16 protein-coding genes are annotated in these 14710 nt (G+C 73.7%); 8 read left to right on the forward strand and 8 right to left on the reverse strand.

Annotated elements, in window-relative coordinates:
- Positions 1 to 72 precede the first annotated feature (72 nt).
- The 3 genes from FGW31_RS27175 to FGW31_RS27185 all read left to right on the forward strand — a co-directional run bounded on the left by FGW31_RS27175 (position 73) and on the right by FGW31_RS27185 (position 3473).
- Complete coding sequence (locus FGW31_RS27175; protein ID WP_142196173.1) at positions 73 to 1671, forward strand: ABC-F family ATP-binding cassette domain-containing protein; 1599 nt, start codon at positions 73 to 75, stop codon at positions 1669 to 1671.
- 670 nt (positions 1672 to 2341) lie between these two features.
- Entirely contained in the window at positions 2342 to 2563 is a 222-nt protein-coding gene (locus tag FGW31_RS27180) for a helix-turn-helix domain-containing protein (protein ID WP_029385158.1), read from the forward strand.
- Between the two features lie 106 nt (positions 2564 to 2669).
- Positions 2670 to 3473, forward strand: a complete 804-nt coding sequence (locus FGW31_RS27185) for an enoyl-CoA hydratase/isomerase family protein (RefSeq protein WP_142196174.1) — start codon at positions 2670 to 2672, stop codon at positions 3471 to 3473.
- Positions 3474 to 3515: 42 nt separating this feature from the next.
- Here FGW31_RS27185 and FGW31_RS27190 read toward each other — a convergent pair whose 3' ends face one another.
- Entirely contained in the window at positions 3516 to 4433 is a 918-nt protein-coding gene (locus FGW31_RS27190) for a nucleopolyhedrovirus P10 family protein (RefSeq protein WP_142196175.1), read from the reverse strand.
- Between the two features lie 66 nt (positions 4434 to 4499).
- Between FGW31_RS27190 and FGW31_RS27195 the strand changes: the two genes are divergently transcribed.
- Genes FGW31_RS27195 through amaP form a run of 5 tightly spaced genes read left to right on the forward strand, consistent with a single transcriptional unit; the run spans position 4500 to position 6804 of the window.
- Complete coding sequence (locus tag FGW31_RS27195) at positions 4500 to 4994, forward strand: Asp23/Gls24 family envelope stress response protein (RefSeq protein WP_142196176.1); 495 nt, start codon at positions 4500 to 4502, stop codon at positions 4992 to 4994.
- 25 nt (positions 4995 to 5019) lie between these two features.
- Positions 5020 to 5205, forward strand: coding sequence for a hypothetical protein (locus FGW31_RS27200; protein ID WP_142196177.1), 186 nt, complete (start codon positions 5020 to 5022; stop codon positions 5203 to 5205).
- Positions 5202 to 5576 carry an Asp23/Gls24 family envelope stress response protein gene (locus FGW31_RS27205; protein WP_142196178.1) on the forward strand — a complete coding sequence of 125 codons (375 nt, stop codon included), beginning with the start codon at positions 5202 to 5204 and terminating at the stop codon, positions 5574 to 5576. The genes FGW31_RS27200 and FGW31_RS27205 overlap by 4 nt, the downstream gene beginning before the upstream one ends.
- Positions 5573 to 6223 (forward strand): DUF6286 domain-containing protein, encoded by a 651-nt coding sequence (locus FGW31_RS27210; protein WP_220450365.1) that lies wholly within the window; start codon positions 5573 to 5575, stop codon positions 6221 to 6223. Before FGW31_RS27205 ends, FGW31_RS27210 begins: the two co-directional genes overlap by 4 nt.
- A gap of 2 nt (positions 6224 to 6225) precedes the next feature.
- Positions 6226 to 6804 (forward strand): alkaline shock response membrane anchor protein AmaP, encoded by a 579-nt coding sequence (amaP, locus tag FGW31_RS27215; protein ID WP_161174679.1) that lies wholly within the window; start codon positions 6226 to 6228, stop codon positions 6802 to 6804.
- Between the two features lie 206 nt (positions 6805 to 7010).
- Here amaP and FGW31_RS27225 read toward each other — a convergent pair whose 3' ends face one another.
- From FGW31_RS27225 to FGW31_RS27255, 7 genes are all read right to left on the reverse strand, one after another.
- Positions 7011 to 7766 (reverse strand): SDR family oxidoreductase, encoded by a 756-nt coding sequence (locus tag FGW31_RS27225; RefSeq protein WP_142196181.1) that lies wholly within the window; start codon positions 7764 to 7766, stop codon positions 7011 to 7013.
- 5 nt (positions 7767 to 7771) lie between these two features.
- The gene (locus tag FGW31_RS27230; protein WP_142196182.1) at positions 7772 to 9553 is read right to left on the reverse strand and encodes a glycoside hydrolase family 15 protein; all 1782 of its coding nucleotides are present in this window, start codon (positions 9551 to 9553) and stop codon (positions 7772 to 7774) included.
- Positions 9554 to 9693: 140 nt separating this feature from the next.
- A complete protein-coding gene (locus FGW31_RS27235) occupies positions 9694 to 10539 on the reverse strand; it encodes an SURF1 family cytochrome oxidase biogenesis protein (RefSeq protein ID WP_142196183.1) in 846 nt (281 codons plus the stop codon).
- A gap of 51 nt (positions 10540 to 10590) precedes the next feature.
- Positions 10591 to 10824: a hypothetical protein gene (locus FGW31_RS27240; protein ID WP_142196184.1), complete on the reverse strand. Its 234-nt coding sequence runs from the start codon at positions 10822 to 10824 to the stop codon at positions 10591 to 10593.
- A 64-nt stretch (positions 10825 to 10888) separates the two neighbouring features.
- A complete protein-coding gene (locus FGW31_RS27245) occupies positions 10889 to 11872 on the reverse strand; it encodes a DEDDh family exonuclease (protein ID WP_142196185.1) in 984 nt (327 codons plus the stop codon).
- Between the two features lie 143 nt (positions 11873 to 12015).
- Entirely contained in the window at positions 12016 to 12999 is a 984-nt protein-coding gene (locus FGW31_RS27250) for a CopD family protein (RefSeq protein ID WP_142196233.1), read from the reverse strand.
- Between the two features lie 141 nt (positions 13000 to 13140).
- The gene (locus tag FGW31_RS27255; protein WP_142196186.1) at positions 13141 to 14667 is read right to left on the reverse strand and encodes a S8 family peptidase; all 1527 of its coding nucleotides are present in this window, start codon (positions 14665 to 14667) and stop codon (positions 13141 to 13143) included.
- Between the last annotated feature and the right edge of the window lie 43 nt (positions 14668 to 14710).

The following is a 14710-nucleotide window of genomic DNA, read 5'->3' on the forward strand; positions in this document are numbered from 1 at the left end:
CTCCTCGCGCATTAGACGGCGGGAACGTCCTCAGCCGCCCACCGCCACCCACACCCGCCCTGGAGTCTGTCCGTGATCTCCGCCTCCGGCATCGAGCTGCGCGCCGGTGCCCGCGTCCTCATCGAAAGCGCCACCTTCCGCGTCGCCAAGGGCGACCGCATCGGCCTGGTCGGCCGCAACGGCGCGGGCAAGACCACCCTCACCAAGGTCCTCGCCGGCCAGGGCATCCCCGCCGGCGGCACCGTCACCCGCTCCGGCGAGGTCGGCTACCTCCCGCAGGACCCCCGCACCGGCGACCTCGACGTCCTCGCCCGCGACCGCATCCTCTCCGCGCGCGGCCTGGACGTCCTGATCCGCAAGATGCGCGAGAACGAGCAGCGCATCGCCAACGGCCAGGGCGCCACCCGCGAGAAGGCCCTCAAGCAGTACGAGCGCCAGGAGACGGAGTTCCTCACCAAGGGCGGGTATGCCGCCGAGGCCGAGGCCGCCACCATCGCCGCCGCGCTGAACCTGCCCGACCGGGTCCTCGGCCAGCCGCTGCACACCCTCTCCGGCGGTCAGCGACGCCGCGTCGAACTGGCCCGCATCCTCTTCTCCGACGCGGACACCCTGCTCCTCGACGAGCCGACCAACCACCTCGACGCCGACTCGATCGTCTGGCTCCGCGACTACCTCAAGACCTACCGCGGCGGCTTCATCGTGATCTCCCACGACGTCGACCTGGTCGAGACGGTCGTGAACAAGGTGTTCTACCTGGACGCCAACCGCGCCACCATCGACGTCTACAACATGGGCTGGAAGCTGTACCAGCAGCAGCGCGAGGCCGACGAGAAGCGCCGCCGGCGCGAGCGGCAGAACGCCGAGAAGAAGGCCGCCGCGCTCAACGCCCAGGCCGACAAGATGCGCGCCAAGGCCACCAAGACGGTCGCCGCGCAGAACATGGCCCGCCGCGCGGAGAAGCTGCTGTCCGGCCTGGAGGACGTCCGCCAGTCCGACAAGGTCGCCAAGCTGCGCTTCCCCGAGCCCGCGCCCTGCGGCAAGACCCCGCTGATGGCCGAGGGCCTGTCGAAGTCGTACGGCTCGCTGGAGATCTTCACCGACGTCGACCTGGCCATCGACAAGGGCTCCCGGGTCGTCATCCTCGGCCTCAACGGCGCCGGCAAGACCACGCTGCTGCGGCTGCTGGCCGGTGTCGAGCAGCCGGACACCGGCGCCGTGGTCCCCGGGCACGGCCTCAAGCTCGGCTACTACGCCCAGGAGCACGAGACCCTGGACGCCGACCGCACGGTCCTGGAGAACATGCGCTCCGCCGCGCCGGACATGGACCTGGTCGAGGTCCGCAAGGTGCTCGGCTCGTTCCTGTTCTCCGGCGACGACGTGGACAAGCCCGCCGGTGTCCTCTCCGGCGGCGAGAAGACCCGGCTGGCGCTGGCCACCCTCGTGGTCTCCTCCGCGAACGTGCTGCTGCTCGACGAGCCGACGAACAACCTCGACCCGGCCAGCCGCGAGGAGATCCTCGGCGCGCTGCGCACCTACAAGGGCGCGGTCGTCCTCGTCACGCACGACGAGGGCGCCGTGGAGGCGCTCCAGCCGGAGCGGATCATCCTGCTGCCGGACGGCGTCGAGGACCTGTGGGGCGCCGACTACGCGGACCTGGTCACCCTCGCCTGACCCACCGGACGGCGGCCCCCACGGGCGGGCCGCCCACCGGACGCCGGCATCGAGGGCCGGCCCGCACGGACGGACACCCACCGGACAAGGACGTGAGGGTCGGTCCCCACGGGTGGACCCGCCCTGCGGACGAGGACGTGAGGGTCGGACCCCACGGGTGGGCCGCCCTCCGGAACGCGTGCAGGGCGGCCCTCGCGGCCCCGAGCGCGCGGCTCCCGGCCGCCCGCGGGCCGTGCGACCGACCCGGCCGAGCGGGCAGCCGCCGGGTCGCAAACGGGCAGCCGTGGGCCCCATACGGGCAGCGACGGCGCTCGAAACGGTCAGCCGGGGTTGATCGAAGGCGTGATCCACTGCGTATGGATCATTCGGCCCATCGGTGATCCATCATTCGTGTGAGATCTCCTCACCCCGAGGTGTGTCCTACACCGATATCGCGGCCGAGCCCCCGGCGGACCGGGGCTCGGCCGCCACTCCTTTCTGACCTGGCACTTCACCGGAGAACCCGTTCGGAGTCATCGTCGGCACAGCGCGGAATCCGAGATTCCGTATGTGGGGATGCGCTCCCGTCGTCACAACGTTGTCTCATCGACCTTGCCGAATGGGTGGCCATCAGGGCCGGAAGGGGTGATCATGAGGAGAACCAGAGCGCACTTCCCATGAGGAGGCACGGGTGGCCGAGACTCTGAAGAAGGGCAGCCGGGTGACCGGCGCCGCGCGCGACAAGCTCGCGGCAGACCTGAAGAAGAAGTACGACGCCGGTGCGAGCATCCGGGCGTTGGCCGAGGAGACCGGCCGCTCGTATGGCTTCGTGCACCGCATGCTCAGCGAGTCGGGCGTCACGCTCCGAGGGCGTGGCGGGGCGACGCGGGGCAAGAAGGCCCCTTCGGCCTGACCCCGGGCGCCCCACGATCCCGATGGTGGCCACCCGGTCGGACGACCGACCGACCGGGTGGTTACTGTGCAGTCACTTGGTTGACCGCACCCATCGGAGGCGCCCCATGGCCACGTCCGCCCAGGACCTCGGTCCGCTACTCGACAAGGACGGCGTACGGCTCACCGTCGACGACACGATCGCCACGGTGACGCTGACCAACCCGGCCAAGCGCAACGCGCAGAGCCCCGCTCTGTGGCGGGCGTTGACCGAAGCGGGCCGACTGCTGCCCGGTTCCGTCCGGGTCGTGGTGCTGCGCGGGGAGGGCAAGTCCTTCTCCGCCGGACTCGACCGGCAGGCGTTCACGCCCGAGGGCTTCGACGGCGAGCCGTCCTTCGTCGACCTCGCGCGCGGCGGCGACGCCCAACTGGACGCGACCATCGCCGAGTACCAGGAGGCGTTCACCTGGTGGCGGCGCAGCGACATCGTGTCCATCGCGGCGGTCCAGGGACACGCCATCGGAGCCGGGTTCCAGCTGGCTCTCGCCTGTGACCTGCGCGTCGTCGCCGACGACGTGCAGTTCGCCATGCGCGAGACCAGCCTGGGCCTCGTCCCCGACCTGACCGGCACGCACCCGCTGGTCGGCCTCGTCGGGTACGCACGCGCGCTGGAGATCTGCGCGACCGGGCGCTTCGTCGCGGCCGAGGAGTCCGTGACCACCGGCCTGGCCAACCTCGCCGTGCCCGCGGCCGAACTGGACGCGGCCGTACGGGACCTCGCCGCGGCCCTGCTGGCCGCGCCCCGGGACGCCGTGATCGAGACCAAGGCCCTGCTGCGCGGCGCCCAGGACCGCACCTACGAGGAGCAGCGCGCAGCCGAACGCGCGGCCCAGGCCCGCCGCTTGCGCGACCTGGCCGGCGTCGGCGAATAGACCCCGTGGAGTCGGGACACCGACACCGGCCCGTCGTCGGCCTCAGTCGGCGGTGACCACGCCGGTGCCGGTGTCCCGGCCCGTCGGCCGGTCGACGGCCGTGATCAGAGCGGTCACCGTCGGGTGGTCCGGCAGCGACGCGGACACCGCCGAACGGACCGCCCGGGCCACCTCCCGGGGCCGGGCGTCCGCGTCCACCGCGAAGTCCACCCGCGCATGCCGGCGCGGCAGAGCCACCGTGCCCGGCAGCGACGTCAGATGCACCGGTCGGCCCAGCACACCCGTCAGCCGCGTCACCCCCGGAACCGCCAGCACCGCGGCGGCCACCCGCCCCACGTCCGAGCCGCCGGCCTCCGCATCGCCCGCTGCGAAGTCGCCGCTCTCCCGGCCGCCCTCCTCCGGGCCACCCGCTTCCGCGCCGCGCGTCTCCGCGCCGCCCGTCTCCCAGTCGCCGGTCCTCCACCCGCCGGGCGCCGGCTCCCGCGCCGCGGCGACGGGCGGCGACCCCGACGGCACCAGCGGCTCCGACGGCACCGGCGGCCGCACGTCCAGCAGCTCCGTCACCCGCAGGTCCACCTCCGCGACCACCAGCCCGATCCGTCGTGCCGCCACGTCCGCCAGCACGGCGCGCAGCCCGGACGCCGTCACCGGCAGCGGCCGCTGAGCCGTCGCCGCGAACTCCGCCGTCACCCGCAGCGGGCCCGGCGGCAACGCGCTGGGCGGTGGCGGGACGACCGGCTCGTCCGCCCCCACCGGATCCACCGGCCCGATCCGCAGACCGCCCAGGCGTACGCCGGGAGCGTCCCGGGCCACCGCGTGCCGCAGGACTTCTGCGACCGCCCGCTCCGCGATCCACGCGCCGTCACGCGCTTCTCCCAGGGGCAGGATCCTGCCGAGCCCCAGCTGCTGCCGTACCACTTGGGTCCATCGTTCCGCCGTCACTACTCCAGCCTGCCGCATTCCTGGCGCGATACCGGCAAACCGCGCATAACGTAGTCAAGAGGACGATCGAAGGGACGAAAGGTGATGACCGACATGACCGAAGGAGGCTCGTCGCGGGCCTCCGCCCCCGAGAAGGACCTCTTGGAGACCACCTCGCGCAGGAGCACGGGAACCCGCCGCGGCGGCGGCGACCCCTCCGCCCGCGGCCGCACCACCATCGCCGACGGCGTCGTGGAGAAGATCGCCGGACTGGCCGCACGCGACGTGCTCGGCGTGCACGCCATGGGCAGCGGGATCTCCCGGACCTTCGGTGCCGTGCGCGACCGGGTGCCCGGCGGCTCCAAGTCGGTGACGCGCGGCGTGAAGGCCGAGGTCGGCGAGGTGCAGACCGCGCTCGACCTGGAGATCGTCGTCGACTACGGCGTCGCCATCGCCGACGTCGCCCGGGACGTACGGGAGAACGTCGTCGCGGCGGTCGAGCGGATGACCGGCCTGGAGGTGGTCGAGGTCAACATCGCGGTGAGCGACGTGAAGCTGCCCGACGAGGAGGACGAGGAACCGGAGACCCGGCTCCAGTGAGGTTCGGCGAGAGGAGGAGCGCACCATGAAAATGGCCGTGGTCGGCATGATCGCCGGCATGGCGCTGGGTTTCGCCGGATACTTCGGCGGATTCGGGGCCTTTCTTCTGGTGGCGGCCCTGGGCGCCGTCGGCTTCGTCGTCGGCCTGTTCCTCCAAGGGGACCTGGAACTCGGCGACTTCTTCCGTGCCCGTGACGAACGGCGGCGGTGACGGCGGTGAGCACGGGGATCGCGGACGCGCGGCCGGCCGTCGCGCCGGGCGAGCGCGGGGCGACCAGGATCGCCGACCGGGTGGTCGCGAAGATCGCCGCGCGGGCCGCCCGCGAGGTGATCGGCCCGCCGCCCCCGGACGCCGCGCCCCCGTACGCCACGGTGGTGGTCCGCCACGACGCCGCCCGGATCAGGGTGCACATCGAACTCGACTACCCCGGCGACATCGGCGGCCGGTGCGGACAGGTCCGCCGCCAGGTGGCCGACCGCGTGCGCACTCTCGCCGGCATGCGCGTGCCGGAGGTCGTCGTCCAGGTGGAACGACTGCACCTGGTTCCCGCGCTCGGCGCGGCGCGAGGGAGGACACGATGAGCGCACCCCGGGGCACCGGCGCCCGCGAGGCCCCGGGCCCGGTGGTCGAGCAGAGCCCGCAGCCCCCACGGGACACCGTGGCCGGAGCCGACGGCACCGGCCGGGCCCGGCGGTTCTGGTCCGCCCGCCGGATCCCCGCCGGACTCCTCGCCCTGCTGCTCCTGGTGGTCACGGGCGCGTTCCTGTACGACATCGCCGCGGTCCGCGCCCACCGCACCGGGATGGGCTGGCGCCGCAGCCTGGCCCGCGAGCTGGCCGAACGGCACCTGGACGACATCTGGGTGCTGGTGGGCGCCGGCCTCGCCACCGCGCTCGGACTGTGGCTCCTGCTGCTCGCCCTCACACCCGGCCTGCGCTCCCTGCTCCCGATGCGCCGCACCCATCACGACGTCCGCGCCGCACTGCACCGGGACGCCGCCGCGACCGTGCTGCGCGACCGGGCCATGGAGGTGGCCGGCGTGCGCACGGTCCGCGTCCGCGTCCGGCGCACCCGCGCCGACGTCCGCGCGGTGTCCCACTTCCGCGACCTGGACGACGTACGCGCCGACCTGACCGCGGTGCTCGACGACGCGATCGACGGGCTGGGCCTGGCCCGGCCGCCCGCGCTGTCGCTGCGGGTACGGCGGCCCGGACGGAAGGGGAGGTGACCGTGCTCGCAGGCGTCAACCGCGTACTGCTCGCGCTGGCGGGACTGGTGCTGACGGCTCTCGGCGGGTCCGTGCTGGCGATCGGGCTGGGCGCTCCGGCACCCTCCTGGTGGCTGCACCACGGGCGGCACGACGTGCTGCTGGACGACGCCGAGCGGACCCGCTGGCGGGACGACGGCTGGTGGTGGCCCGTCGTCCTCGCCGTGCTCGCCGTGCTGGTCCTGCTCTGTCTGTGGTGGCTGCGCGCCGTGCTGAGCCGGCGGCGACTGGCCGAGGTGTCGGTCGGCACCGGCGACGGCGAGGACGCGTCGCTGCGCGGCCGCGCCCTCGAACACGTCCTCGCCGAGGAGGCGGACCACCTCGACGGCGTGGCCCACGCCCACGTCCGGCTCGTCTCCCGCCGACGTGCGCCGCGCACCCGGGTACTGCTCGTCCTGGAACCCCACGTCGACCCCGGAACCGCCCTGCACGGCCTCACCACCGGCCCCCTCGCCCACGCCCGCGACTCCGCCGGCCTCGACACCCTGCCGACGGAGGTGCGCCTGCACGGTGTCAGACACCGTGCGGAACGCGTGAGCTGACCCGGGGCCGACGGGGCCCGCTAGGGCCTGTCGTTTGGATCATGTCGGTTTCGCGGAGCGTGGCACGCACATCTGCTGCGTTGTCGTCGGTTGTCGACGCTCCGCGTCGCCGCCCTCCTCCGCCTTGCAGCTGCACGCACCAGGCGCCGCTCGGGTGGGCTGAGAAGCGCTGCGTCTCCCAGCCGACCTGATCCAAACGACAGACCCTAGAACCCGTGCCGTACGCCGCCGTCCACCGGGAGCATCACGCCCGACAGATAGGACGCCGCCGGGGAGAGGAGGAAGGCGGCGGTGCGGCCGAACTCCTCCGGAGTGCCGTAGCGGCGCAGCGGGATGCGGGACTCGGCGGCCCGCCGGGTGGCCTCCGGGTCGGCGGAGAGCGAGTCCAGCTCGCGGACCCGGTCGGTGTCGATACGGCCGGGCAGCAGCCCGACGACACGGATGCCGCGCGGGCCCAGCTCGTCCGCGAGGGACTTGGCGAAACCGGCGAGTCCCGGCCGCAGTCCGTTGGAGATGGTCAGGCCCGGGATCGGCTCGTGCACCGAGCCCGACAGCACGAACCCGATGACCCCGCCCTCGCCCAGCTCCGCCGCCGCGGCCCGGGCCATCCGCACCGCGCCCAGGAACACCGACTCGAACGCCGACTGCCACTGCTCGTCGGTGGTGTCGGCGACGAACCCCGGCGGCGGCCCGCCCACGCTGACGAGAACACCGTCGAGGCGGCCGAACCGCTCCCGCGCGGTCGCGATCAGCCGCGCGGGAGCCTCCGGGTCGGCGTTGTCGACGGCCACGCCCACCGCGTCCGGCCCCAGCGCGGCGGCCGCCTCCGCGACGCTCTTCTCCTCACGGCCCGTGACGACCACCTTCGCGCCGTCGGCGACGAGTTCCCGCGCGGAGGCGTGGCCCAGCCCGCGGGTCGCCCCGGTGACGACGTACACCCGGTCCTTCAGTCCAAGATCCATGGCCCCTATCCTGCCTCCTCGTCCCCGAACAGGGCGAGGGCGGAGTTCACCAGGCCGATGTGGCTGAACGCCTGCGGGAAGTTGCCCAGCAGCCGGCCGCCCACCGGGTCGTACTCCTCCGCCAGCAGCCCCACGTCGTTGGCGAGGCCCAGCAGCCGCTCGAACAGCTCGCGCGCCTCCCGCCGCCTGCCGGTCATGTGCAGCGCGTCGACCAGCCAGAACGAACACACCAGGAACGTGCCCTCCTCACCGGGCAGTCCGTCGACGGGCGCGGCGTCCGGCGTGTAACGGCGCAGCAGCCCGCTTTGCCCCAGCTCCGCGCGGACCGCGTCGATCGTGCCGAGCACCCGCGGATCGTCGGGCGGCAGGAAGCCCACCCGCGGGATCACCAGCAGCGCGGCGTCCAGCTCCCGCGACCCGTAGGACTGCGTGAAGGTGTTCCGTTCCGCGTCGAACCCCTTCTCGCACACCTCCCGGTGCACCTCCTCGCGCAGCTCCCGCCAGCCGTCGAGGTCCCCGTCGAAGTCCGGATGCTCCTGGAGCGTGCGCACCGCCCGGTCGGCCGCCACCCACACCATCACCTTGGAGTGCACGAAGTGGCGCCTGCCGCCGCGCACCTCCCACAGGCCCTCGTCCGGCTGCCGCCAGGCCGTGCGCAGGAAGTCCATCAGCACCGTCTGCAGCGCCCACACGTCCGGCTGCGCGGACAGGCCCGAACGCCGCGCCAGCGCAAGGGAGTTCATCACCTCGCCGTACACGTCCAGCTGGAGCTGGTTGACGGCGTCGTTGCCGACCCGTACGGGCCTGGCCCCGCCGAACCCGGACAGCCACGGCAGCTCGAACTCCGGCAGCCGCCGCTCACCCGCGAGCCCGTACATGATCTGCAGGTCCGCCGGGTCGCCCGCGACCGCGCGCAGCAGCCAGTTCCGCCACGCCTCCGCCTCGTCCTGGTAGCCGGCGGCCAGCAGCGCGTTCAGCGTCAGCGTCGCGTCGCGCAGCCAGCAGAAGCGGTAGTCCCAGTTGCGCACCCCGCCCGGCTCCTCCGGCAGCGAGGTGGTCGGCGCGGCCACGATGCCGCCGGTGGGCGCGTAGGTGAGCGCCTTCAGCGTGATCAGCGACCGGACCACCGCGTCCCGGTACGGGCCGTCGTAGCGGCAGCGGGCCGCCCAGGCGCGCCAGTCCGCGACGCTCTGCCGCAGCGAGGAGTACGGGTCGACCAGTGCGGGCCGCGGCTCGTGCGAGGGGTGCCAGGTGAGCACGAACGCCACCCGCTCGCCCTCCTCCACCGTGAACTCCGAGACGGTCCCCAGGTTCTCGCCCCAGGTGGGCACCTCGGGCACGCTGCGCAGCCACGCCGAGTCCGGCCCGGCCACCGCCACCCGGTGCCCGTCGGTCCTGCGCACCCACGGCACCACCGAGCCGTAGTCGAACCGCAGCCGCAGCGTGCTGCGCACGGTCACCCTGCCGCGCAGACCCTGCACGATCCGCACCAGGTCGGGCGCGCGGTCGCGCTGCGGCATCAGGTCCGTGACCCGCACGGCCCCCTCCGGCGTCTCCCAGTCGGTGTCCAGGACCAGGGTGTCCTTGCGGTAGGCGCGGCGGGTGTACCGGTCGGCGCCGGCCGGGGCGATCCGCCAGTGGCCGTTGTCCTCGTCCCCCAGGAGCCGGGCGAAGCAGGCCGCCGAGTCGAAGCGGGGCAGGCAGAGCCAGTCGACCGAGCCGTCCGCGCCCACCAGGGCCGCGGTCTGTTCGTCGCCGATGAGCGCGTAGTCCTCGATACGGTGCACGGGGTGCGGGTTCCCGGCCGTCCCGTACCGCAATCAGGGCGCAGCCGCGTCAGTGACGGACCGTCGGCCGCCGCCGCGCCGGAGCGCGAGTCACGGCAGGCGCCGGTCGTCCCGGCCCGTGGTGCGCGTCCCTCGGGCCGCTACACGGCGGCCGACCTGGCCGCCTCGGCGTCGCTCTCCTCGCCGTCGCTCTTCGCACCGTCGGCGTGCTCGCTGCCGCTGTCCCCGGCCGCCGCGCGGGCCCGCCGCTCCCGCGCCTCCCGGCGGACCAGCACGAACCAGCCCACCGGCACCGCCGCCGCGAACAGCCACCACTGGACGGCGTACGCGTAGTTCAGCGCCGCGTTCTCCTCGCCCGGGTTCCCGAGCCGCTGAGGGATGCCGCCCTTCGGCTCGGGCGCCGTCTGCGCCACATAGCCGCCGAGCACCTCGGCGCCGAGGCGCTGCGCCTCCCGCTCGCTGTCGATCAGCATGATCTGGCGGTCCGGCAGGCCCTGGAGGTCCTTGATGCCGCTCGCCTCGGTCGTCTCGTCCGGCATCAGCCGGCCCCTGATCGTGATCTCGCCGCGCGGCGGCGCCGGCACCTCGGGGAACGCCGTCTGGCTCGGGCCGTCCGCGGGGATCCAGCCCCGGTTGACCAGCAGGACCCGGCCGTCGTCGAGGACGAACGGGGTCAGGACGTGGAAGCCGACCTCGTCGTCGGCGTTGGTGCGCCGGCGGACGACGACCTCGTCATCGGTGTCGAAGCGGCCCGTGGCGGTCACGGTCCGGTACCGCTCGGCGCGCGTCACGGCCTTCCCCGGCGCGGCCAGCCGCTCCACCGGCACCGGGTCGGCGGCCAGCGCGTCGGCGACCAGCCGGTTGCGGGCGGCGCGCTCGTCGTGGCGGTCCATCTGCCAGGTGCCCAGCCTGATCATCGTGGGGATGAGGAGCAGGGCGGCCAGCGTGATGATCACCCATTGGCGGGACAACAGAAAGCGGTACACCCCACGACCGTACAACTCGGCCGTGGGGTGCATTGAGGCGGGTACGTCCCTTCACACCCGGTCGACGATCCCCGCCTTTCCCTCCGCGCGGGCGCAGTGGGCCCCGCAGTACCAGTGACCGTCGGCCTCGACGCCCTGGCCGATGATCTGCACCCGGCAGTGCTCGCAGATCGGGGCCATGCGGTGGATCGCACAGGAGAAGCAGTCGAACACGTGCACGGCGCCCTGCGCGTGCACCTCGAAGGTCATGCCGTAGCTGTTTCCGCAGACTTCACATGTCGCCATGCGCCACAGCGTGAGCCGTGGGTCCGGTGCGGGGCGAGCGGGCGGCGGGCGAGTCGCCCGCCAATCACCCGTCCGTACGGTCCGCGGGCTCCACGTCCCCGAGCAGCTGGCCGAACGCGGCCTCGTCGACGACCGGCGTGCCGTACTGCCGGGCCTTGACCACCTTGGAGGTGCCCGAGCCGGGATCGTTGGTGACCAGGAGGCTGGTCAGCCGGGACAGGCTGGTGGCGACGTGCAGGCCCGCCTCGGTGGCGCGGTCCTCCAGCAGGTCCCGCTCGACCGAGGTGTCGCCCGAGAACGCCACCCGCATGCCCTGCTTGAGACGTTTGCCCGATTCGTACCGGCCCGGGTTGGGATACGGGCACGCGGGCCGCTTGCGGGAGGGACGCCAGCTGTTCGGCCGGTAGCCGCCGGCCTGCTGTCCGATGCGGGGCCGGTCCGACCACTCGGTCAGCGGCCGGCACTCGTGCAGCGGCAGCCGTACGCCGCCCGCCGCCGCGGCCCGCAGGCTGGGCCGGAACGCCTCCGCCAGCACCCGCGCGTCGTCCAGCGCGTGGTGCGCCCGCCGCTGCACCACCCCGAAGTGCGCGGCGAGCGTCTCCAGCTTGTGGTTGGGCAGCGGCAGCGCCAGCTCCTTGGCGAGGGCGATGGTGCACAGCCGCTGCTTCACCGGTGCCTCGCTGCGCGCGCGGGCGTACTCGCGGGCGATCATCTGCCAGTCGAAGACGGCGTTGTGCGCGACCAGCACCCGGCCCTCCAGCCGGGCCGCGAACTCCGCGGCGACCTCCTGGAAGAGCGGCGCGCCCTCGAGCATCTCGCTCGTCAGGCCGTGGATCCACACCGGGCCCGGGTCCCGCTCCGGATTGACCACCGTGTACCAGTGGTCCTCGACCTCACCGCGCGCGTCCAGCCGGTAGACGGCCGCGGAGATGATGCGGTCGTCGCGGGCCAGCCCCGTGGTCTCCACGTCAACGACCGCGTATCCCTGCGGATACGCGGCCGGCCACGCGATGGCGGGGGACGCTGCGGTCGTGAGGTCGTCGAGCATGGTTCACGAGGATACGGCCCGCCACCGACAGCCCTGCCCGTCAGGTGCCCTGTACGACCCGCCCGTTCGACCGCGTGCGGTGCCCGCGCCATCGACGTGCCGTCATTTCCCGGACGGCCGGGGCTCGTTGACCGCCGTGCCGGTCACCAGCGGATCGGCACCGGAAGGGCCGTCAGCAGCCCCGAGACCGCCACCACCGCGCCGAGCGCGTACACCTCCGCCCGCGCGGGCGTGCCCGCGGTCAGCGGGTCGGCCGCGCGGGCCAGCCGGATCCGGGCCCACAGCGCGAGGACGGCGACACCGGCCACCAGGACCACCTTGGCCAGCAGCACCCGCCCGTACGCGGTGTCCGTCAGCTGCCCCAGCACCGTCTCCGGCGGCATCCGGCGCAGCGAACTGCCCACCCCCGTCGCCGTGACGGCGACGAGCAGCACCAGGGCCACCCGCGCGTAACGCGCCAGCAGCACCCCGCCCGCCCGTGCCGTCCGCCACACCCGCAGCGTGCGCAGCACGTGCAGCAGACCGCCCGCCCACAGCGACGCGCACACCAGGTGCACCAGGGTCAGCCCGGAACCGAGCAGCGGGCTGTACTCGGTCGTCGGATGGGCCCGCAGGGCCTCCGCGACGACGACCGCGGCCAGGGGCCACACCTGGGTGCCGGGACGGCCGGACGCCGCGCACAGGGCCGCCGCGAGGAAGGCGTTGACCTCCACCAGAGCGAGCCTGCCGTCCCGGGAGTCGTACAGACCGCCGACGTCGATGTCGGCGAGACCGCCGGGCAGCAGGTTGCCGGTGGCCACGACCGAGGCGAGCGCGAGGGCCGCGAGGAATCCGGCCGAGTTCGCCGCGACGGACCAACTCCGCGGCACAGACCGGGGAGCGCCGGGCACCGTGCGCGCCAGCCGCCGCGCGAACAGCTCGCCGGCGGGTACGGCCAGCGCGGCGAACAGCACCGTGCGCAGCAGGGCCGTGCCGCCGGTGCCGGGCGCGGCGGCCTCACCGGTGCCGTGCAGCGCGGGCGACGGGCCGAGCAGCGGTATCAGCGCGGCCAGCGCCACCAGCACGAGCACCGCGACGGCCCGCCGCCCGCCCCGGTCCGCGCCAGCCGCCCCCACCCCGGAATTCATCGGACTCACCCCGGGATCTTCACAAGACCGCCGGGAAACGGGCAAGTACGGGACGGGGGCGGGCACACCGCGCGACGGGGCCCGGACGGCGCGGAGGCCGGGCGCGCACGCCCGGCCTCCGGCCCCACCGCTCCCGCGGGACTACCGCGTCACCGCGTCCAGCGCGTCGGCCGTGCCCCAGCCGTAGAAGCCGTTGCGGTTCTTCGGGCCCTCGCACACCGCGTCGACCTTGCCGTCGCCGTCGATGTCGTACGGGTCCGTGCACGCGGTGGCGTCGGCCTGCGCGTACAGCAGCGCCTTCACCAGCGCCGGCGAGGCGTGCGGGTGCGTCGACCTGATGAGCGCGGCGACGCCCGCGACGTGCGGCGACGCCATCGACGTGCCCGCCATGTAACCCCACTTGCCGCCGGGCAGCGTGCCCAGGATCAGGCCGCTGGTGGCGGGAGGCTCCGGCTTCTGGTAGGCCGTCGAGTCGCCGCCGGGCGCGGCGATGTCGACGACACCGCGGCCGTAGTTGGAGAACGACGACTTCAGGCCCTTGGCGCCGGTCGCCGCGACCGTCACGACACCCGGCAGCTGGGTCGGGATGTCGTAGCACTCGTCCGGGTCGATCACCCGCTCCGAGGGCGTGGAGTCGTTGGGGGAGACCGGGTCGGTGATCTCGTCGGCCGCGAAGTCGTAGTTCTCGTTGCCGGCCGCGGCCACGTTGACCGCGCCCTTGCGCTCGGCGTACGTCGACGCCCGGGTGACGGCCTCGACGAGCGCCTTCTGGTCCGGGTCGTTCTTGCAGTTGAAGTACCAGGGGTCGGTGTAATAGCTGTTGTTGGTCACGTCGACCCCGTGCTCGGCCGCCCACATGAAGCCGCACACCACGGCCTCGGTGTAGAAGAAGCCGTCCGGGTTGGACACCTTGATGCCGGACACCTTCACGCCGGGCGCGACACCGGTCATGCCGACACCGTTCTTGGCGGCGGCGATCTCACCGGCGACATGCGTGCCGTGCGGGCTCTCGGACGCGCTCGGCCGCCAGGCGCCGTCGCTGGTGTCCGGCTTGCCCGACACGCAGTTGACCGACGCGGCCCGGTCGAAGTTGGGGGCGATGTCGGGGTGGGTGTCGTCGACGCCGGTGTCGATGACGGCGACGGTCACCTCCGCACTGCCCAGCGACTTCTCGTGCGCCTTGTCCGCCTTGATGGCGGGCAGGTCCCACTGCAGGCCCTGGAGCGGGTCCTGTCCCTCGGCCGCCTCCGCGCCGGCGACCTCGCTCGCGCTGAGCACCTTCGGCGTTCCCATGTCGGTGGTGGCCGCCGACGGCAGCGGCGCGGTGCGGGTGGCACCGGCCGACTCCACCCCGCGCACCGCGCGGACCGTCTTCGCGAAGTCCGGGTTCGACGAGTGGACGACGATGACGCCGATCCGGTCGTACGACGTCACGATCGTGCCGCCGGCCTCGCCGATCGCCTTCTTCACGTGCGCGGGCGCGCCGTGCCCGCCGCGGACGTTGACCACGTAGCTGAGCGGGGTCCCGTCGGCGGTGGCCGCGGCCGGCTGCTCGGCGGCCGGCGCCGCGGTGGCCGCGGTGTTCGGGAGGAACGCCAGCGCCGTCGCCACGGCCATTCCGGCGGGGACGACGAGCGCGCGGCGGTGGCGCGGGTGAGACGCTGTCATGGAGTCTCCAGTTCGTTCACGGTTGCGGGCGTACGGGAGGGTG

This window comes from Streptomyces calvus, assembly GCF_006782915.1.
In the GTDB taxonomy this organism is placed as follows: domain Bacteria; phylum Actinomycetota; class Actinomycetes; order Streptomycetales; family Streptomycetaceae; genus Streptomyces; species Streptomyces calvus.

Excerpts from the sequence above, each read along its gene's own strand:
- FGW31_RS27185 (WP_142196174.1), top strand. The coding sequence starts at position 2,670 with ATGGCCACGTCCGCCCAGGACCTCGGTCCGCTACTCGACAAGGACGGC.
- FGW31_RS27190 (WP_142196175.1), bottom strand. The coding sequence starts at position 4,433 with ATGCGGCAGGCTGGAGTAGTGACGGCGGAACGATGGACCCAAGTGGTA.
- FGW31_RS27195 (WP_142196176.1), top strand. The coding sequence starts at position 4,500 with ATGACCGACATGACCGAAGGAGGCTCGTCGCGGGCCTCCGCCCCCGAG.
- FGW31_RS27200 (WP_142196177.1), top strand. The coding sequence starts at position 5,020 with ATGAAAATGGCCGTGGTCGGCATGATCGCCGGCATGGCGCTGGGTTTC.
- FGW31_RS27210 (WP_220450365.1), top strand. The coding sequence starts at position 5,573 with ATGAGCGCACCCCGGGGCACCGGCGCCCGCGAGGCCCCGGGCCCGGTG.
- FGW31_RS27225 (WP_142196181.1), bottom strand. The coding sequence starts at position 7,766 with ATGGATCTTGGACTGAAGGACCGGGTGTACGTCGTCACCGGGGCGACC.
- FGW31_RS27240 (WP_142196184.1), bottom strand. The coding sequence starts at position 10,824 with ATGGCGACATGTGAAGTCTGCGGAAACAGCTACGGCATGACCTTCGAG.
- FGW31_RS27245 (WP_142196185.1), bottom strand. The coding sequence starts at position 11,872 with ATGCTCGACGACCTCACGACCGCAGCGTCCCCCGCCATCGCGTGGCCG.
- FGW31_RS27250 (WP_142196233.1), bottom strand. The coding sequence starts at position 12,999 with ATGAATTCCGGGGTGGGGGCGGCTGGCGCGGACCGGGGCGGGCGGCGG.
- FGW31_RS27255 (WP_142196186.1), bottom strand. The coding sequence starts at position 14,667 with ATGACAGCGTCTCACCCGCGCCACCGCCGCGCGCTCGTCGTCCCCGCC.